At 70.2% G+C, this 18,964-nt stretch carries 17 protein-coding genes; 3 read left to right on the forward strand and 14 right to left on the reverse strand.

Going from position 1 to position 18,964, the window contains the following annotated elements; all coding sequences use genetic code 11:
• Both secA and hpf read right to left on the reverse strand, forming a co-directional pair.
• Positions 1-2,588 (reverse strand): preprotein translocase subunit SecA (secA, locus tag FG385_RS28450; protein WP_139099885.1); only part of this gene is annotated, 2,588 nt, incomplete at its 3' end.
• A 185-nt stretch (positions 2,589-2,773) separates the two neighbouring features.
• Positions 2,774-3,454 carry a ribosome hibernation-promoting factor, HPF/YfiA family gene (gene hpf / locus FG385_RS28455; RefSeq protein WP_139099886.1) on the reverse strand — a complete coding sequence of 227 codons (681 nt, stop codon included), beginning with the start codon at positions 3,452-3,454 and terminating at the stop codon, positions 2,774-2,776.
• Between the two features lie 647 nt (positions 3,455-4,101).
• On the opposite strand from hpf, the gene FG385_RS28460 reads away from it, so the two are divergent.
• The gene (locus FG385_RS28460; RefSeq protein ID WP_235022853.1) at positions 4,102-4,752 is read left to right on the forward strand and encodes a ComF family protein; all 651 of its coding nucleotides are present in this window, start codon (positions 4,102-4,104) and stop codon (positions 4,750-4,752) included.
• 40 nt (positions 4,753-4,792) lie between these two features.
• Here FG385_RS28460 and FG385_RS28465 read toward each other — a convergent pair whose 3' ends face one another.
• From FG385_RS28465 to ahcY, 7 genes are all read right to left on the reverse strand, one after another.
• Entirely contained in the window at positions 4,793-6,535 is a 1,743-nt protein-coding gene (locus tag FG385_RS28465; RefSeq protein ID WP_139099888.1) for an LpqB family beta-propeller domain-containing protein, read from the reverse strand.
• Positions 6,532-8,229, reverse strand: a complete 1,698-nt coding sequence (gene mtrB, locus FG385_RS28470) for an MtrAB system histidine kinase MtrB (RefSeq protein WP_139099889.1) — start codon at positions 8,227-8,229, stop codon at positions 6,532-6,534. Before mtrB ends, FG385_RS28465 begins: the two co-directional genes overlap by 4 nt.
• Before the next feature lie 7 nt (positions 8,230-8,236).
• Positions 8,237-8,914, reverse strand: coding sequence for an MtrAB system response regulator MtrA (mtrA, locus tag FG385_RS28475; RefSeq protein ID WP_139099890.1), 678 nt, complete (start codon positions 8,912-8,914; stop codon positions 8,237-8,239).
• Positions 8,915-8,986: 72 nt separating this feature from the next.
• A complete protein-coding gene (locus FG385_RS28480) occupies positions 8,987-9,634 on the reverse strand; it encodes a dTMP kinase (RefSeq protein ID WP_139099891.1) in 648 nt (215 codons plus the stop codon).
• Positions 9,635-9,650: 16 nt separating this feature from the next.
• Positions 9,651-10,094, reverse strand: a complete 444-nt coding sequence (locus FG385_RS28485) for a type II toxin-antitoxin system VapC family toxin (RefSeq protein WP_235022844.1) — start codon at positions 10,092-10,094, stop codon at positions 9,651-9,653.
• The gene (locus FG385_RS28490; RefSeq protein ID WP_139099893.1) at positions 10,091-10,378 is read right to left on the reverse strand and encodes a FitA-like ribbon-helix-helix domain-containing protein; all 288 of its coding nucleotides are present in this window, start codon (positions 10,376-10,378) and stop codon (positions 10,091-10,093) included. The genes FG385_RS28485 and FG385_RS28490 overlap by 4 nt, the downstream gene beginning before the upstream one ends.
• A 63-nt stretch (positions 10,379-10,441) precedes the next feature.
• The gene (gene ahcY, locus FG385_RS28495) at positions 10,442-11,914 is read right to left on the reverse strand and encodes an adenosylhomocysteinase (protein WP_139099894.1); all 1,473 of its coding nucleotides are present in this window, start codon (positions 11,912-11,914) and stop codon (positions 10,442-10,444) included.
• Positions 11,915-12,005: 91 nt separating this feature from the next.
• Between ahcY and FG385_RS28500 the strand changes: the two genes are divergently transcribed.
• On the forward strand, positions 12,006-14,303 hold the full coding sequence (locus FG385_RS28500) for a hypothetical protein (RefSeq protein WP_139099936.1): 2,298 nt from the start codon (positions 12,006-12,008) through the stop codon (positions 14,301-14,303).
• Positions 14,304-14,385: 82 nt separating this feature from the next.
• Here the strand turns inward: FG385_RS28500 and FG385_RS28505 are convergent, their stop codons facing one another.
• Complete coding sequence (locus FG385_RS28505; RefSeq protein WP_139099895.1) at positions 14,386-15,303, reverse strand: cation diffusion facilitator family transporter; 918 nt, start codon at positions 15,301-15,303, stop codon at positions 14,386-14,388.
• A 57-nt stretch (positions 15,304-15,360) separates the two neighbouring features.
• Complete coding sequence (locus FG385_RS28510) at positions 15,361-15,840, reverse strand: DUF2000 domain-containing protein (RefSeq protein ID WP_139099896.1); 480 nt, start codon at positions 15,838-15,840, stop codon at positions 15,361-15,363.
• A gap of 71 nt (positions 15,841-15,911) precedes the next feature.
• Here FG385_RS28510 and FG385_RS28515 point away from each other — a divergent pair, with 71 nt between their 5' ends.
• Complete coding sequence (locus tag FG385_RS28515) at positions 15,912-16,385, forward strand: Lrp/AsnC family transcriptional regulator (RefSeq protein WP_139099897.1); 474 nt, start codon at positions 15,912-15,914, stop codon at positions 16,383-16,385.
• Here the strand turns inward: FG385_RS28515 and manA are convergent.
• The 3 genes from manA to FG385_RS28530 are packed head-to-tail and all read right to left on the reverse strand — an operon-like array spanning position 16,382 to position 18,944.
• Complete coding sequence (gene manA / locus FG385_RS28520; RefSeq protein WP_139099898.1) at positions 16,382-17,602, reverse strand: mannose-6-phosphate isomerase, class I; 1,221 nt, start codon at positions 17,600-17,602, stop codon at positions 16,382-16,384. The two genes, FG385_RS28515 and manA, sit on opposite strands and share 4 nt — an antisense overlap.
• A 51-nt stretch (positions 17,603-17,653) precedes the next feature.
• Positions 17,654-18,748 carry a hypothetical protein gene (locus tag FG385_RS28525; RefSeq protein ID WP_139099899.1) on the reverse strand — a complete coding sequence of 365 codons (1,095 nt, stop codon included), beginning with the start codon at positions 18,746-18,748 and terminating at the stop codon, positions 17,654-17,656.
• Positions 18,732-18,944 (reverse strand): Trm112 family protein, encoded by a 213-nt coding sequence (locus FG385_RS28530; RefSeq protein WP_139099900.1) that lies wholly within the window; start codon positions 18,942-18,944, stop codon positions 18,732-18,734. Before FG385_RS28530 ends, FG385_RS28525 begins: the two co-directional genes overlap by 17 nt.
• Positions 18,945-18,964 lie beyond the last annotated feature (20 nt).

Below are 18,964 nucleotides of genomic sequence, written 5' to 3' on the forward strand. Positions count from 1 at the left end.
GGGCGCGCATGGCGCCCCGGCTCGGCCACGGGCGCGGCCTGGCCCGCGGCGGGGACCGCGGCCGCGGCCGGCTGCGCCGCCGCCTGCTCCGGTTCGGCCTGCTCGACCTGCAGGTTGAACAGGAAGCCGACGGCCTCCTCCTTCAGCGAGTCCAGCATCGCGTTGAACATGTCGAAGCCCTCGCGCTGGTATTCGATCAGCGGATCGCGCTGGGCCATCGCGCGCAGCCCGATGCCCTCCTTGAGGTAGTCCATCTCGTAGAGGTGCTCGCGCCACTTGCGGTCCAGCACCGAGAGCAGCACCTGCCCCTCGAGCTGGCGCATCGCGCCTTCACCGATCCGCTCGTCGATATCGGCCTCGCGCTTGGCGTAGGCGTCCTGCGCGTCCTCGAGCAGCCTTTCGAGCAGGTAGTCCGAGCTGAGGTCCTCGTCGTCCTCGGTCAGCTCCTCCCAGGTGAGCGACACCGGGTACAGCTGCTTGAGCGCGGTCCACAGCTTCTCGTGGTCCCAGTCCTCGGCGTAACCGTCCGCGGTCGCGCCCTCGACGTAGGCCGTCACGACGTCGGACAGCATGTGATGCATCTGCTCGGAGAGGTCCTCGCCCTCCAGCACGCGGCGGCGCTCGGCGTAGATCACCTTGCGCTGCTCGTTCATCACCTCGTCGTACTTGAGGACGTTCTTGCGGATCTCCATGTTCTGCTGCTCGACCTGCGTCTGCGCGCTCTTGATCGCACGCGAGACCATCTTGTGGTCGATCGGCTGGTCATCAGGCAGGCGCATGGTCGTCATGACCCGCTCGACCATCGCCGCGTTGAACCGGCGCATCAGCTCGTCGCCCAGAGACAGGTAGAACCGCGACTCGCCCGCGTCGCCCTGGCGGCCGGAGCGGCCGCGAAGCTGGTTGTCGATCCGGCGGGACTCGTGGCGCTCGGTGCCCAGCACGTACAGGCCACCGGCCTCCTTGACCTCCTCGGCCTCGACCTTCACCTCGGCCTTGACCTCTTCGAGGACCTTCGGCCACGCCGTCTCGTAGGCGTCGGAGTCCTCGACCGGGTCGAGGCCGCGCTCACGCAACCGCTCGTCGGCGATGATGTCCGGGTTACCGCCGAGCACCACGTCGGTGCCGCGGCCCGCCATGTTGGTGGCCACCGTGACCTGGCCCTTGCGGCCCGCGCGCGCCACGATCAGCGCCTCACGTTCGTGGTGCTTCGCGTTCAGCACCTCATGCGGCACCCCGCGCTTGACCAGCAGTTTCGACAGGTACTCCGACTTCTCGACGCTCGTCGTGCCGACCAGGACCGGCTGGCCGGCTTCGTGCCGCTCCTGGATGTCGTCGGCCAGCGCCTCGAACTTCGCCGGCTCGGTCTTGTAGATGAGGTCCGTCTCGTCCGCCCGGATCATCGGCTTGTTCGTCGGGATCGGCACCACACCCAGCTTGTAGGTCTGGTGGAACTCCGCCGCCTCTGTCTCGGCGGTACCGGTCATGCCCGCGAGCTTGTCGTAGAGCCGGAAGTAGTTCTGCAGCGTGATCGTGGCGAGCGTCTGGTTCTCCGCCTTGATCTCGACGCCTTCCTTGGCCTCGATCGCCTGGTGCATGCCCTCGTTGTAGCGGCGGCCGTGCAGGATGCGGCCGGTGAACTCGTCGACGATGACCACTTCGCCGCCCCGGACGATGTAGTCCTTGTCGCGCTTGTAGAGCTCCTTCGCCTTCAGCGCGTTGTTGAGGTAGCCGACGAGCGGCGTGTTCGCGGCCTCGTACAGGTTCTCGATGCCGAGCTGGTCCTCGACGAGGGCGACGCCCTTCTCCGTGACGCCGACCGTGCGCTTGCGCTCGTCGACCTCATAGTGCACGTCCCGCTTCATCAGCGGCGACATGCGCGCGAACTCGACATACCAGCGCGCCGACTGCTCGGCCGGGCCGGAGATGATCAGCGGCGTCCGCGCCTCGTCGATGAGGATCGAGTCGACCTCGTCGACGATCGCGAAGTTGTGCCCGCGCTGGACGCAGTCGTCGAGCGTCCACGCCATGTTGTCGCGCAGGTAGTCGAAGCCGAACTCGTTGTTGGTGCCGTAGGTGATGTCGGCGTTGTAGGCCTCGCGGCGCTGGGCCGGGGGCAGCTCGGAGAGGATCGCGCCCACGGTGAGGCCGAGGAAGCGGTGTACGCGGCCCATCCACTCGGCGTCGCGTTTCGCGAGGTAGTCGTTCGTCGTGACCAGGTGCACGCCCTTGCCGGAGATCGCGTTGAGGTACGCGGGCAGCACGGAGGTCAGCGTCTTGCCCTCACCGGTCTTCATCTCGGCGACCTGCCCGAGGTGCAGCGCGGCGCCGCCCATCAGCTGCACCGGGTACGGGCGCTGGCCGAGCACCCGGAACGCCCCTTCGCGAGCGACGGCGAAGGCCTCCGGGAGCAGCTCGTCGAGCGACTCACCCTCTTCGTGCCGCTTGCGGAACTCGTCGGTCTTCGCTTGCAGCTCGGCGTCGGTGAGGTCCTTCACCTCGTCTTCGAGGGTTTCGATGTGGCCGGCGATGTTGCGCAGCCGCTTGAGCATCTTGCCCTCGCCCGCGCGCAGCAGGCGGTTGAGAACCATCCGGTCGACCTCACTAGCTGTCGTGGAAAATGCGCCCGGGTGTGTCCCGGGCGGACCGTGCGCCTCCTCCATCGTAGGGAAGGACGTCCCCGACGTGCACGCACGCCGCTACAAGAGTCGCGACCGGATGGCAGAACGGCCCGCACGCGTCGCTGCGTGCGGGCCGCTACGAGGTGTGCGGGCGGTCAGCCCAGCCGGATCACGCCGTAGTCGAAGCCCTTCCTCCGGTACACGACGCTCGGGGTCCCGGCGTCGGCGTCGTTGAAGAGGTAGAAGTCGTGGCCGACCAGCTCCATCTGGTAGAGGGCCTGGTCGACGGTCATGGGATCGGCGGAATGGTGCTTCTCGCGCACGACCCGGCCGGGCTGGTGCTCGTCGGCCATTTCGTCCCAGCGCTGCTGCACGGGCAGGTCGAGCTCCTCGGGGTCGAGCGCGATGGCTTCGACCGGCGCGGGAGCTTCGAGTACCGCGGTGCTCGTCGCGGGCTGGCGGCCGCCGGCTGGTGCGGCGGAGGGCATCGCGGAGGTCGCCTCTGCGACGGATTCGGGGCAACGGCGCCCGTAGTGGACCCGGCGGCGGTCGGCCATCCGGCGCAACCGGTTCTCGAGCTTGCTCACCGCGGCATCGAGCGCGCCGTAGAAGTCCCCGGCACAGGCCTCGGCGCGGACCGCGGGGCCCTTGCCCTTACCGGTGATCTCTACGCGCTGGCAGCTCTTGGACTGCCGGCGGTTCGGTTCGTGGAAGAGCTCCACGTCATAGCGGAAGACCTTCTTGTCGTAGCGCTCCAGGCGGGCGAGCTTCTCGCTCACGTGCGCCCGGTAGTGGTCCGGCACCTCCACGTTGCGACCTTTAACCACGATGTCCATACACGACCTCCCTGACTCCTGCTGGAATTCGAGCTCTTCGGACTTCGATCAAGGCGCCGACGCCGCCGATTTCCCGAGCGGGATGTGCGGGATGTGTTAGCCCTCCGTCGGCACCAAGGTCATCGGCTGTTCACCTCCCTGCCGCGGAATCGCTATAGCGGTGCACGTTAGCCCGGTAACGCGCATCACAAAACCCCCCGAGCCGGGGGATGCCGGTCGGTGGGAAACAGTCACGGTGCGCGTCCGTGCACCGGCGTGAGCGGGCGCCTCGCGACCCGAACGGAGCAGTGCGAGGGCGCGCTTTTCACCTTGACACACAAGGAGTTCCGAGCGTTCGAAGCCGATCGTGACCGCGGCCTCCCGCCGGCGCCCCACCCCGGTGGGCTCTTGCGCCGGCGGAGATCCTCCGCTGGACGACCTCATATTCCGACAACGGAGAGGGCCGGACGGGCGTTCCCGGGGATTGCACCTTTGTGGCCGAAAGTAGGCGGACACGGTCCGCGGCCGGCCTGCTCGCAGGCACCCTTTCCGCCGTCGCTGCCGTCGGCTTGGTAACGAACGGCGCAGTACACCTTTGTGGGTGAACCAAAAAGGATCTTCCGGGCCGGGAATTGTCGGTGGGGTCCGGCAGGGTGCGTGGCGTGGGAGTGCTCGAGTTGCTGTTGCCCGCGTCGTGCGCGGGCTGCGGGGCGCCCGGGGCGGCGTGCTGCCCGGACTGCGCGGCGACGTTCGGCAGGCCCGAGCGGGTGACGCGCGGACCGACGGCCGGCGGCGCCCCGGTCTACGCGCTGGCCCGGTACCGCGATGTCGCGCGCCGGCTGGTGCTGTCGTACAAGGAGCGCGGGCGGCGGGATCTCGCCGGGCCGCTGGGCGGGGTGCTCGCGGAGGCGTTGCCGTACCTGCCGGAAGCCGCGCCGGACGCCGCCGGCGTGTGGTGGCTCGTTCCGGCTCCTTCGCGCCGCGTGGCGTCCCGAGTCCGCGGCGGTCCACACCTGCGGCGGCTCGCCCGCTCGTGCGCCGGCGCGCTGTCTCGCACGGGCCGCGCGGCCGCCGTCGCCCCCGCCCTGCGGCTCGCGGCGGGCGCCCGGGACGCGGTTGGCCTGAGCCAGGCGCAGCGGGTGGCCAACCTCGCCGGCCGGCTGCACCTGGATCCGCGGGGCCTGCCCCCGCCGGGCACCCCGGTGGTCGTGCTGGACGACGTCGTCACGACCGGCGCCACGGCGGCGGCCTGCATGCGCGCCCTCACCGACGGCGGCTTCCCTGTGCGGCTGCTACTAGCCCTGACCTCCGCCGGCTAACCCCACCCCGCCCAGATCTACATCTCGCGGGTGGGGTGGGTCAGCCGGGGTAGAAGGGGGCCGCGTGTGCGCGCAGCGAGTGGGGGTGCGGGCGCCAGACCTCGCCGACATCCGAGGCCGTCCACAGCCCGCCATCGTCCGCGACGATGATCGGGCGGCCGGGCGCGGCCGTGATGGCGTACACCGGCGGAGTCAGGTTCGAGCTGTTGAACGTGTCCATCCGCAGCCCGTCGATCGGCACCTTCACCACCGGCTGTGACGGCAGCGTCGTGGCGGCGACCAGCGTGTCCTGGCTCAGCCAGTCCACGTCGACCACGCCGGACAGCGTCCCCTGCTGCAGGATCCTCGGGCTGCGCAGAGTCACCGAGTCCTGCGTGCGGACCACGGACGCCACCATCAGCTGCCCGTTCACCACCATCGCCGCCCTGGTGCCGTCCCGCGAAAGGCGCAGCACGCTGATCTGCCCGACGCTCAGCACCTCCTCGGCGTTGACCGCCTGCCCGGCCCATCCGCCGTCCGGGGTCCGCAGCACGCGCACCACCGACGAACCGTCGACGACGGTCCACACCTCGCCGGCCGTCCCGTCCGCCGTCGCGGTGGGTCGCCACGTCGGTCTCGTCAGCGTGCCGCCGAACAGGTCCACCTGCTGCGCCGCCGCGCCGTACGCGCCGATCCGCAACTGCTCCCGCCCGTTCGCCTTGTCCACGACGGCCAGTTGCCGCCCGTCGATCGACTGCGCGGCGCTCGTCACGTCGTACGCGCCCTGCCCCACCGGTCCCGGGATCGCCGAGCCGTCCGCGAGCGAGCGGATCCTCCCGTTGACCACCATCAGCCCCGGCTGGTCCGCGCTCGGCGAGGCCAGTGACGTATACGACGGGACATCGCTCGGCAACCAGTCCTCGTGCCCGGGGACCAGGGCGTTCCCGTCCGACAGCAACCGCACCCGGCTCGTCGTCACCGCCTGCAGCGACAGCACGATCTGCGCCGCGATCAGCTTCTTGACCTCCGGGGTCTGATCACCGACCCCGGTCAGCGGCACCATCAGCGCCCCGTCCGGGGTCATGGTCACGTTGCCCTCGATACCCGCGTCGTCGGGCAGCAGGCTGTGCACCGCGCCGACCATCTGGTCCGAGGGCCCGGACAGCACCATCGACACCACCCGCGCGGGCAGCCCGAGCTGCGGTTTCCCGGCCACGTACCGCAGGTCGGGCACGATCGTGTTCGAGTCCTGGGCGAAGAAGTAGATCGGCACTCGCACGTAGTTCGCGGTGAACTCGCTGTAGGGCATCACGATGTTCGCCGGCGGGTTCGTGACCCGCCACTGCCCGTCGGCCTGCTTCCGCACCAGCAACCGCAGCTCGTAGGGATTCTTGGACGGGATGAACGAGCTGTCCGCCGCGAGCCGGCCCAGCGCCGTGCCCCGCACCACGACGACCACTTCGGACGGGTTCGCCGGCAGGTCCGAACCCGCCGCGTACACCGTGTTGAACTGGTCGTCGATGACGTTCATCAGCTTGCCCGGCTGCCACGCCTTCGCCGCGGCGTCGTCGAGGTACGTGCGGGCCGCGGCGTTGTTGCTCACCGGCTGCGCGCTCGCCTCGACGAAATCGCGCACCACGGTCAGCGGATCGATGTCGCGGGGCGGCTGCTGCACGTCGGGGTTGGCGATCTGGCCGAGTTCCTGATGCTGCACCGCGACCGGCTGCGATTCGTCGGGCACGGTCGCGCAACCGGCGAGCAGCAGGCCGGCTGCCAGGGCCGCGACGATCCGCGCTCGCCTCATCCGACATCCTCCTTGCGCAGCCGTAGGCCGGTCACGCCGTAGTCGGCGCCGGAACCGATGTTCGCCCGCCCGTTGGGCGGCATGCTGTCCGGGGGCACGAGCGGCAGCGGCGACTCCTCGAACGGCTCGCCCTGCCGGCGCGGCAGCGTGAGCCGGAAGCAGGACCCGTGCCCCGGCGCGCCCCAGGCCTCGAGCACCCCGCCGTGCAACCGGGTGTCCTCGTGGCTGATCGCGAGCCCGAGCCCGGTGCCGCCGGTGCGGCGGTTGCGTGACGGGTCCGCGCGCCAGAACCGGTTGAACACCAGATCCGCCTCGCCCGGCCGCAGCCCCACGCCGAAGTCCCGCACCGTGATGGCCACGGCCTGCTCGTTCGCCGCGAGCGTCAGGCACACCGGTTTGCCCTCGCTGTGGTCGACCGCGTTGGCCAGCAGGTTCCGCAGGATCCGCTCGACCCGGCGGGCGTCGATCTCGGCGACGGTCTCCTCCTCGGGCAGGTCCAGCTCGACGGAACTCCCCGCGTTGCCGGCGAGCACGCGCACCTGCTCGACCGCCCTTCGCGCGGTCGGCCGCACGTCGATCGGCTCGGCCGCCAGCTCCTCGACCCCCGCGTCCAGCCTCGAGATCTCCAGCAGATCCCCGAGCAGCGCTTCGAACCGGTCGAGCTCGTCGACCAGCAGTTCGGTGGACCGGGCGAGCCCGGCCGGGAACTGCTCGCGGGAGGCGTGCAGGACGTCGGCCGCCATGCGCACCGTGGTCAGCGGCGTGCGCAGCTCGTGCGAGACGTCGGAGGTGAACCGCCGCTGCAGCGTGCCGAACTCCTCCAGTTGGCGGATCTGCCGCTGGATGCTGGCCGCCATCTCGTTGTACGACACGGCGAGCCGGGACAGGTCGTCCTCACCGGTCACCGGCAGGCGCTCGTCGAGTTCGCCACCGGCGAACCGGGCGGCGGCCGCGGCGGCCGAGCGGACCGGCCGCACGACCTGCCTGGTGACGATGTTGCTGATGCCCGCGAGCAGCATCAGCAGTACGAGACCGCCCACAAGCAGGGTGTTCTGCACCGTCGAGGCAGTGTTCTGCTCGGCCGTCATCGGGAACAGCAGGTACAGCTGGATCGGGCGGCCGGTGCTGGCCACCGGGGCGCCGACGATCAGGTACGTCGTGCGGGCACCGCCGTCGTCCACGGTGTGGGTCTGGTACGCGACCTGGTTGGCCTCGGCGAACCGCTGCAGCCCGTCCGGCACCTTCCAGATCGGGCCCGCCGAGTCCGGCGAACCGGCCCCGCCCGAGGTGAGCACGGGCTCGAACGCCCCGGCCGCCGACGACGAACCCGACCGCTGGTCGTCCGACGACGTGCTGGTGATCTTCTTCAGCACGTTCTGCAGCCGGTCGGGCAGCGCGTCCTGGTCGCTCAGGCCCACCAGCTGGCTCTCCGCGGTCGCGACGACCTGCAGGGTCTGCGCGATCGCGGCCTGGCGTTTGGTGTCGGTGAGCCGGGTGACGATCTGGTTCTGCAGCACCATGCCCAGCACGAAGACCACCGCGGAAGACAGCGCGAGCGTGGAGGCGGTCACCCGGAACTGCAGGGACCGCCGCCACAGCACGCCGAAGGCCACCAGGCGCCCGCGGCCGTACGCGCCGACGCGCCGGGCGAGCCGCGGCACCCTGAGGGCGAAGGCGAGAATCTTCTGCTTCATGTCCGGTTTACGGGGGACCTGCCTTGTAGCCGACGCCGCGGACCGTCAGCACGACCTCCGGGTGCTCCGGGTCCTTCTCGACCTTCGACCGCAGCCGCTGGACGTGCACGTTGACCAGCCGGGTGTCGGCGGCGTGCCGGTAGCCCCAGACCTGCTCGAGCAGCACCTCGCGGGTGAACACCTGGCGCGGTTTGCGGGCCAGCGCGACCAGCAGGTCGAACTCGAGCGGGGTCAGCGGGATGGCCTTGCCCTCGCGCGTGACCTCGTGGCCGGGCACGTCGATCGCCAGGTCACCGATCGTGAGCGATTCGGCGGGCTCGGCCTCGGTGCGGCGCAGGCGCGCGCGGACGCGCGCGACCAGCTCCTTGGGCTTGAACGGTTTCACGACGTAGTCGTCGGCGCCGGACTCGAGGCCGAGGACTATGTCGACGGTGTCGCTCTTGGCCGTGAGCATGACGATCGGGACGCCGGACTCGGCGCGGATCGCCTTGCACACGTCGATCCCGTTCATCCCGGGCAGCATCAGGTCGAGCAGCACCAGATCCGGTTTGAGCTCCCTGAGCGCGGGCAGCGCACGGGAGCCGTCGGCGACGACGGCGGTGTCGAACCCCTCGCCCCGGAGCACGATGGTGAGCATCTCTGCGAGTGCAGGGTCGTCGTCGACCACCAGGACACGTGCCTTCATGACCACATATTCGCACTCCGGACACCGTTCACGACTCCCGACCCGGCATCCGGCCGCGAGACGGGCTCCAGCTTAGCCCGGATGGACCAGTAACCGGGCCAGCTCGTCGGCGTCGGAACCGGCCGTACCGTCGACCACGTGCCACGGCGAGAGCCATCCCTCGGCGGCGAGCCGGTCGTACACACTCGCGCAGCGGACCTGGAGATCGTCGTCGGACTCGAAGGCGTCCTTCGCGCGATCCACTTCGGACCGTGCGCGCCGCTCGGCCCGTTCCGCGGCGATCTCGGGGCTGACTCGCAGCAGGATCTGCGCGTCCGGCACCGGTAGCCCGAATCGGGTGATCTCCAGCTCCCGCAGCCACCGGACGAACTCGCCGCCCGCGTCCTGGTGGAGGCGGGCGGCGCCGTACGCGGCGTTCGAGGCGATGTACCGGTCGAGGAGGACGACGTCGTGGAGCTTGAGGTCGTCGGTGATCGCCGCGATCGCGCCGCGCCGGTCGAGCGCGTACAGCACGGCCATGCCGTAGACGGAACCGGCGAGGTCACCGTGCTCATGGTGGAGGGCTTCGCGGACCAGGTCGGCGTGCACGCTCCGCCCGTAACGCGGGAAGGCGAGCGTGGTGACACTCTTACCCAGGTTGTGCAGGGCTTTCGTGAGCGCCTCTGTGAGGGTGCGCTTGCCCGCACCGTCGAGGCCTTCGATGACTACCAGTCGTCCCACGCCCGAAGACTATCCGTCAGCGAGTTTCGATTCCGTGCGCCTTGGCCGCCTCGGCCTGCCGCTGGTCCCGGGTGACCAGTACGACCGGCGCACCGCCGACGAGGCTAACCGCGTCGTTCATCGCGACGGCGAGATGGATCGCGTCGAGCGTGCGAACCGGCTGATCGCCGAGGACTACGCGTCGGGCGCGGGGCATGATCCGATGGGGCGCCAACGGGATCAGGTTGAGCATGCCCTCCTCGGTGTCCTCGTCGAACTGGGCGAGAAATTCAGCGGCGTCGGGTATCCGGCCTTGCCGCTTCGCCGCTTTGATCGCGCTGGCGAACTCGACCCGGGTGAGTTCGCTGGTCAATACGATGTGCTCGCCCTCGAACAGGAGTGCACGCAGCTCATGATGATCGACCTCGTCCGCAAGGTAGGCACTGACAACGGCGCTCGTGTCGACGTAAAGGGCAGTCACCAGTCGCCTCGGGTCCAGTCCAGTGCCTCACTGACCGCCGTACCCCAGCCGCGCGACATCTTCTCCAGCTCATCGCGTCCCGGTGCAGGGTTCTCCGGCTCGAAGACGATGACCTTACCCGCGGCGAGCATGCGCTTACGCCACTCCTCGCGGGTCTCTTCCTTGTCGACGGCGGCCTTAAGCGTCTCGACGACGAACTCGTTCATACTGCGCCCCTCGGCTTCGGCTTTCGCCTTGACGCGCGCATGCAGGTCGTCGTCGAGCCGGGCGATCATCTGCCTCATGACGTCGATGATATCATAAGGCATCTAGATGATAGCGCGGCTCGACGCGGCATGCCGTGACAGTCAGTAGCGGTAGTGCTCCGACTTGAACGGGCCCTCGACGTCGACGTCGATGTACTCGGCCTGCTCCTTGGTCAGCTTGGTGAGCTCACCGCCGAGGGCCTTCAGGTGGATCCGCGCGACCTTCTCGTCCAGTTTCTTGGGCAGCCGGTAAACCTCGTTGTCGTATTCCTCGTGTTTGGTGAACAGTTCGACCTGCGCGATGACCTGATTGGAGAAGCTGTTGGACATCACGAACGACGGGTGCCCGGTCGCGTTGCCCAGGTTGAGCAGGCGGCCCTCCGACAGCACGAGAATGCTGTGACCGTCCGGGAACACCCACTCGTCGACCTGCGGTTTGATGTTGATCCGCCGGATGCCCGGGTAGCGCGTCAGGCCCGCGATATCGATCTCGTTGTCGAAGTGGCCGATATTGCCCACGATGGTCTGATGCTTCATCCGCGCCATGTGCTCGGCCAGCACCACATCCTTGTTCCCGGTCGTGGTGATCACGATGTCTGCCTCGGGCAGCGCGCTGTCCAGGGTCTTGACCTGGTAACCGTCCATCGTCGCCTGCAGCGCGCAGATCGGGTCGATCTCGGTGACGACCACCCGCGCGCCCTGGCCGGACAGCGACTCCGCGGCGCCCTTGCCCACGTCGCCGTACCCGCACACCACGGCGACCTTCCCGCCGATCAGCACGTCGGTGCCGCGGTTGATGCCGTCGATGAGCGAATGCCGGATGCCGTAGCGGTTGTCGAACTTCGACTTGGTCACCGAGTCGTTCACGTTCATCGCCGGGAACAGCAACTTCCCCTGCGCCGCCAGCTGGTACAGGCGCAGCACACCGGTCGTGGTCTCCTCGGTCACCCCACGGATGCCCTGCCCGATCCGAGTCCACTTGCCCGCGTCCGCCTTCAGCGACTCGCGCAGGAGGTTCAGGAAGACCTTCCATTCGTCCGGGTCGCCCTCGTCCGCCGGCGGCACCACCGCGGCGGCCTCGTACTCGGTGCCGCGGTGCACCAGCATCGTCGCGTCGCCGCCGTCGTCGAGGATCATGTTCGGGCCCTCGCCGTCCCAGGTCAGCGCACGCTCGGTGCACCACCAGTACTCCTCGAGCGACTCGCCCTTCCACGCGAACACCGGAACCCCCTTGGGCTCCTCCATGCTCCCGTGCGGGCCCACCACCACCGCGGCCGCCGCGTGATCCTGCGTGGAGAAGATGTTGCAGGAGGCCCACCGCACCTCCGCGCCCAGTGCCACCAGGGTCTCGATCAGCACCGCGGTCTGGACCGTCATGTGCAGCGATCCCGAGACGCGCGCGCCGCGCAGCGGGAACACCTCCGAGTACTCCTCGCGAAGCGCCATCAACCCCGGCATCTCATGCTCCGCCAAGCGGATTTCCTTGCGGCCGAACTCGGCCAGCTCCAGATCCGCCACCGCGAACTCCACCCCATTGCGGGTGTCGTGCCACTTGGCAACGCTTTCGGGGGTCATAGGGCATTTCCTCCAAGGATCGGCGACACCTGAACAGTACCGTTGTCGGTTCATCGGCGAACACCCTCGAAGAAGGAGGCATCTAGTGGCGATTCCCGGCCCCGAAACCCGGGTCGTCGAGCTGCGGGTGCCCGGCGTCACCGGTACCACCGGCGAATCGCTGCTGGACGCGGTGAGCACGGTCGAAGTCGCGGGTGACGGGGTGGGCCGGCTGATCCGGCCGTCCGACCGGCTGCGCCGCCCGGCACCGGGCCCGGTGCTGCAGGCGCTGGGCCGTTCGGTCCCGCGGACGCTCGAAGGCTACCTGTGGGGCGCGATGACCTCCGGCGGCGCCGCGAAGGCGACCTGGGCCCTGCTGTTCCCCTTCTCACTTTCGAACGTGGCGCACTGGATGCTCCCGCCGGTTCCGGACGGCAGCCGCACGGCCGCCGCGCTGGGTGCGGTGTGCCGGAGCCTGCTGCGGGTCGCGGGGCTGCTGCTGACGATGCTGCTTATCGGGCAGCTCGCGGTGATCGCGCTCGACCTGTTCGCCACCCAGTGTCTCGCGCCCGGATCGACCTGCCTGCCGGTGGTTCCGGACTGGCTGCGCGCGCGGAGCGTCCTGCGCACGGTCGCCGGGCTGGTCCCGCTGGCGCTGGTGATCTTCGTGCTGTACCGGGTTTCCGGCACGAAGTGGACGGTCGCCGCGGAGGACGTCTCGCCGCGCCGCGGCCGCCTGCCCGGAGACCTCCTGCGAGCCGGCACGTCGGACCTGCGTCCCCTGCACGCCGTGGGCGCACTGGGCACCGTGGCGCTGCTGGCCCTCGGCGGCCCGTTCCGTGCCCCGCACACGATGGCTGAGCTGATCGTCTGGATCTGCGCGCTCGCGCTCGTGGTGGCGACGCTGCTCACCGCCGCGGTCGGGGTGCGCTCGCTGCACCGGTGGGCCCGGCGCAGCGTGCTCGGCTTCGCGGCGCTGGTCCTGGCGGCCGTCATCCCGTTCCGGCCCACGCTGCCCGCCGGCTCGGATGCCACCGTGCAGGCGCTCGGGGCCGCGCTCCTGGTGGTTTCGGTACTGTTCGCCGTGCTGCTCGTGCCGGCAGCGCTGATGGCCCGGCGGCTCTGGCGTGACCAGCCGAAACGGCTGCGGCCGTGGCTCGGTGGCTGGGCCGCCGCCCCGGTGCTCGCGCTCGCGGTCCTGCTGGGCGGCGGCTTCGGCGCCGGGCTCGCGATCGCGTTGCGCAGGCTGGCCGGTGCGTCCGAACTGAAGCTGCCCGCCAGCTACACACCGGTCACCGTGCTGTGGGGCGGCGGGCTGGTGCTCGCCGGGCTGCTGTCGCTGCTCGGGTTCGCGGTCGCGGTGCCGCTGCGCCGCCGTCGCCGCGGTATCCCGGAAGTCGTGCGACTGCTGCAGGACAACCCCGGCGACGAGAAGGCCGCCGCGGCCGCGTGGGCCCGATCGGCGTGGGAACGGCGGCATCTGCACCAACTCGTGTCCGGGGTCGTGTTCGGGATGTCCGCCGGTGCGGCCGCGCTGCTGGTGGCGCACTACGGCTTCCGCCTCCGGCCCGGCTGGTTCGATCCGCTGTCCGCGCTCGGGGTATTCGCGCTCGGCGCGATGGCCGTCGGGCTGCTGCGCGTGGTCTACACCGCCGCCACGAAACCGGGCCGGAACAGGCATCTCGGCGCGCTGGCCGATCTCGTGTGCTTCTGGCCGCGTGTCGCGCACCCGGCCGTGCCGCCGTGTTACGCGCTGAAGGTCGTACCCGAACTCGCCGGCCGCGCGAAGGAACACCTCGCGGAGCCCAGCACCCGCGTCGTGCTGGGCGGTCACAACGTCGGCAGCGTTCTCGCGCTCATCGCGACCGCGCGGCTGATGCACGACCTGCCCGAACGCGACCGCGAACGCGTCGGCCTGCTCACCGCGGGCTCGCCGCTGCAATGGGGTTACCAGCGAGCGTTCCCGGCGGTACTGCCGCAGCAGTCGCTGACCGCGCTCTACGGCGAACTGGGCGGGCGCTGGCGCGGGCTCGCGCGCGGGACGGACATCTTCGGTGACGGGGTCGCGTCCTGGCGGCAGAAGGTGGTTGACGGCAAACTGCTCGGCCTCGGCTTCCTGCCCACCGGCGAGATCGGCGCGCTCGGCCCCGCCATGGCGGGCCCCACCGGGGCGCTCGTCCTCGGCGGTGACCACTGGCTACCCGACCCGATCCGCAACACGCCGGGCACCCGCCGCTGGGCGGCCGGTGTGCTCGGGCACAGCGACTACGAGGTCGATCCGGAGTGGGACCGCGCGGTCGCGATGGCCGCCGGTCTCGAATTTCCCGACGGGCCGTCCACGCGGCCCTTCGGTGAGCAGGTGCCGTTGTTTCCCGACCTACCGCGGTTCAACCTGAACGTCGCGCGGTGAGCGTGAAGATACCGGCGCCGATCACGACCGCGACACCGAGCACCGTCGGGTCCTGGATAGCCCGGCGGGATGAAGCGGCGAATCAGACCGTCTGCCGGTCCAGGTCGGGCTCGAGGTAGATGAGCCGCGCGACCGGCACCTTCGCCCGCACCCGTGCCTCGGCCTCGTCGATCGCGCGCGCGATCCGCGGCAGGTCGAGGTTCGGCGACAGCGCCAGCTTCGCGGCGATGAGCAGCTCGTCGGGGCCGAGGTACTGGGTGCGGATGTGGATCACACGCTCGACGTCCTCGCCGGCGGTCAGCTCGGCGACGATCTGCTCGAGCTGCACGTCCGTGGCGCCCTCGCCGATGAGCAGGCTCTTCATCTCGACGATCAGGATGATCGCGATCACCCCGAGCAGGGTGCCGATCATGATCGTGCCGATACCGTCCCATACGGGTTCGCCGGTCAGCTCCGAGAGACCGACACCGAGGAGCGCGAACACGAGACCGAGCAGCGCCCCGCTGTCTTCGAGGAGTACCACGGGCAGTTCCGGCGTGCGCGCCTGCCGGATGAAACCCCACCAGCTCGCCGTACCCTTGATCTTGCGGGACTCGCCCATCGCGGTGACGAAGCTGTAGCCCTCGAGCCCGATCGCGACGACCAGGATGAGCACGGCGACCAGCGGCGAGGTCAGCGGCTCGGGATGCTCGACCTTGTGGATGCCTTCGTACAGCGCGAACACCGAGCCCAGCGTGAACAGCATCAGCGCGACGACGAACGAGTAGAAGTACCGGTCGCGGCCGTAGCCGAACGGGTGCTCACGGGTCGCCTTGCGCCGCGACGTGCGCTGCCCGAGCAGCAGCAGGCCCTGGTTCGACGTGTCGGCGAGCGAGTGCACCGACTCCGCGAGCATCGACGAGGACCCGGTGAACAGGAACCCGACGAACTTCGCCACGGCTATCCCGGCGTTGGCGCCGAGTGCCGCGAGAATCGCCTTCGTTCCGCCGCCTGCCGACACACTGACCCCCTGCGGTACTTCCCGAATTGTCCGGGCTGAAGCCTACGGGGCAGGCGATCAGCGCAGCAGCGGGAGCCCTCCGACGAGCTTGCCGATCCTGTTGCGCGGCCCGACCAGGCTCACCGCGTAGTAGCTCAGGTCGCCTTCTTCGCCGCCTTCGATCGCGGTCCGGTACTCCGGGTAGCTGTGGCTCGCCTGCGCTTGCTTGGACATGTCCGCGACGAACAGGCTGTCCTTGGTCATCGCCTTCGCGCGGATCTCGCACACCTTCTCCGCGTCCGCGGCGAGGATCGAGCAGCCGCTCCACGGCAGGCCTGGGTGCGGTGAACCGGAGGCGTCCGTGACCTCGGCGCCGACCATCCCGGGCAGTACGGCGGCCACGGCGGCGCCGAGGCAGGCCGTCGCGTTCGCGACCAAGCCGGGGCCGAGCGACTGGTCGGCGACGATGACCCACTTCAGCTTCGCCGTCCGGATGCCCGCGCCCTCTCGAACGTCCGCCTCGAGGATCGCCCGTAGTTCCTGATGTTCTGTGGTCATGTTTGCAGAACCTAGGCAAAGATTGTGGTCGGTTCCAGCGGTGCCGAACTTCATTCGGAATAATAGCGGCCATGGCGGAGCTGGACGAACTAGATCAGGCACTGTTGCGGGAACTGCAGCGCGACGCACGGCGGACCAATCGCGAACTGGCCGCCGCGACGGGCGTCTCGCCGTCCACTTCGCTGGAGCGCGTGCGGTCGCTACGCGAACGCGGCGTCATCCGCGGCTACCGGCTCGACCTGGACTTCGCGAAGATCGGCCGTCCCGTGCAGGCGCTCATCGCACTGCGGGTCCACCCGCCGAAACGGCAGGTCATCGAGGCGTTCCGGGAATGGGTCGCGCTGCTGCCCGAGACGGTCGGCGTGTTCGTCGTCACCGGCGGCGAGGACTTCCTGGTGCACGTGGCGGTGCCGGACAACGACGCGCTGTACGCGTTCGTCATCGACCGCCTGACCCAACGCCCGGAGGTGGCCGACGTGCGGACGAGCGTCGTGTTCGAGCACATCCGGCCGCGCGTGATCGCACCCGCGAAGCGGAACGCTTAACGGCCCGACGTCGCCTTGAACAGCTGGGTGCGACCCTCGCCGGAAGGGCGGACGTGCACCGGCGGGTCCGATGCGGGCAGCCACATCGACTGGCCCCGCCGCAGTTCCAGCTCCGCGCCGCTCTCGGCGCGCACCAGGACGCGGCCCGCCGTGCACAGCAGGATCTGCGGCTTCCCGGTCTCCACTCGCAAGTCCGCCTGCTCGCCCGCCGCCCAGTCGCAGCGCGACAGCTCGAACTCGGGCGCGCCGGTGTGGTAGATCGCGCCGCACGCGCTCGGCTCACCGGACAGCACCGGCATGTCACAGCAGGTGAAGTCGACCACCCGCAGCAGCTCCGGCACGTCCACGTGCTTCGGCGTGAGCCCGCAGCGCAGGATGTTGTCGGAGTTCGCGAGGATCTCCACCGCCGTGCCGTGCAGGTACAGGTGCAGGTTCCCGGCCGGCAGGTAGATCGCCTCGCCCGCGCGCAGCGTCAGCCGGTTCAGCAACAGCGCCGCCAGCACGCCCGCGTCCCGCGGATGCGCCTCCCCCAGCTCAAGGATCGTGCGGCATTCCGTGTCGAACTCGCCGTGGTCCTTCACATGCAGCACACACGCGTCGAGCACCTCGGGCAGCAACTCGTCGAGCGTCGCCTGCGGCAGCGTGATCCACGTGGTGAACAGCGCCCGCATCCCGTCGGAATCCGGCTGCGCCGCGAGCAGTTCCGTGTACTTCGCCAGCCCCGGTGTCTCAACCGCCCGCAGCAGCTTGATCGTCCGTGCCGGCTCGCGGAACCCGGCGAGCGCGTGGAACTCCGTCAGCGCGCACACCAGCTCCGGTTTCGCCGTCGGGTCCGGGTAGTTGCGGTTCGGCGCGTCCCGCGCGATGCCCAGCGCCTCCTCACGCGCGTGCCCCTCCGCCGACTGCTCCGCAGACGGGTGCGCCTGCATCGACAACGGCTCCTCCACCGCGAGGATCTTCAGCAGGAACGGCAACCGGTTGTTCCACCGCCGCGCGCACTCCGGGCCGAGATGCCCCTGCGGATCCGACTCGATCAGCTCCAGCAGGCTGCGCTCCTCGCCATCGCCACCGACGATGCGCGAAGGGTCACCGGGGTGGGCACCCATCCACAGCTCTGCCTCGGGATGAGGCGCCGGCACCTCGCGTCCCAGCAGCTCCGGGATCGTCGTCCTGGAACCCCACGCGTAGGGCCGCACGGCATTGCGGAGCAGCTCCACTGTTGTCTCAACTCCTCGGCACCCGCCCGGTGGCAGGTGGTGTTCGGCCGGTTACGCCGTGGCCGGCGCGTACTGACCGGCTCCCCCCATGCTTCCCGCCGCGAGCCCGAGATAGACCGCGGCAAGCTCGAACCGTAGCGCGAGTACCCCCGCGCGAACAGGCTCATCGCCGCCGATCTCGTCACCGGGGGCGATGATTCCGGCCCCGGGCAGGGTATGCGAGGCCTCGTACCTGGCCGCGTCCGCGGTGGGCCCACCGTGCACGGCCAGCAGCAGGACCCGCGGTTTCGGGCCCATCTCGTCGAAATCGGGGTCAGCGAAGATGTCCCGCTCTCCGGAGCCCGCGACCGCCGCGCGATGCAGCGCGGGGCGGGCGAGCGCCTGGCGGTAGTCCGCCGCGTCGCACACCACTCCCGCGTAGGCACCGAGCGCGTACGCCCCGTGTTCGGCGACCGCGACCGCCAGCGGGTCGAGGCCCCACAGCATCGGCACCCGGTCGGCCAGGCTCAGCGCCAGCCCCTTCGCCGGGTTCGAGAACGTGTCACGGCCGAGATGCCCTCGTTCGGCCTCCGCGTCGAGCTGGTCGGCGAGCGCCTCGACGTCGGCGACCAGCAGGCCGAGCGCGTTCGCGGTGAGCAGCCCGGCGGCCAAGCCGCGCGCGAAGGTCAGCTCGGGCGGCACCGGGACCCGCGGCGCGAGCAGCACGCCCTTGCCCGCGCCCGAGGCCGCGACCGGCCCCTCTTCCGGCGCCGACAGCACCACGGTCGCGCCGTACCGGCTCGCCCGCTCGATGCCCGCAGCGAGCTCACGGTCCGCGGGGTCGTCCGTATGCGCGAACACCACGTCCAGCGTGCCGACCCAGCTCGGCACGGCATCGGTCACCACCACCGGCGACGGGCACGACGGCGCGAGCAGGGCGGCCAGCAGCTTCGTCACCGCGCGCCCGACCCCTGGCCGCACGACGAAGACCAGGGCGCGCGGGCGGCCGAGGTCCAGCCGGTCGGCCAGCTCGGCCTCGACGGCACGTTCGATGGTCGACCGGACCTGGGCGCCCGCCATCGCCGCGGCCCGCAGAAGCCCCGCCGAATCGGCCTCCGCCAGCCGGGCGGGGTCGTCCAGGAGCGTGTCGTCAAGCACCGCTGGCACTGGACTCACTGGGTTCGGTGGCCTCCTCGAGCAGCAGCACCGGGATCCCGTCCCGCACCGGGAACACCCGCCCGCACGAGGTGCAGGTCAGCGCGTCGGCTTCGGGGTCATCCGGGGTGCCAGGCCGCAACGGGGCGTGATCCGGCGACGGGCACGCGAGAATCTCCAGCAGCTGGGCATCAAGCGCGATAGCCATATCTTCTCCTTACCACGCGC

This window comes from Amycolatopsis alkalitolerans, from assembly GCF_006152065.1.
Taxonomy (GTDB): domain Bacteria; phylum Actinomycetota; class Actinomycetes; order Mycobacteriales; family Pseudonocardiaceae; genus Amycolatopsis_E; species Amycolatopsis_E alkalitolerans.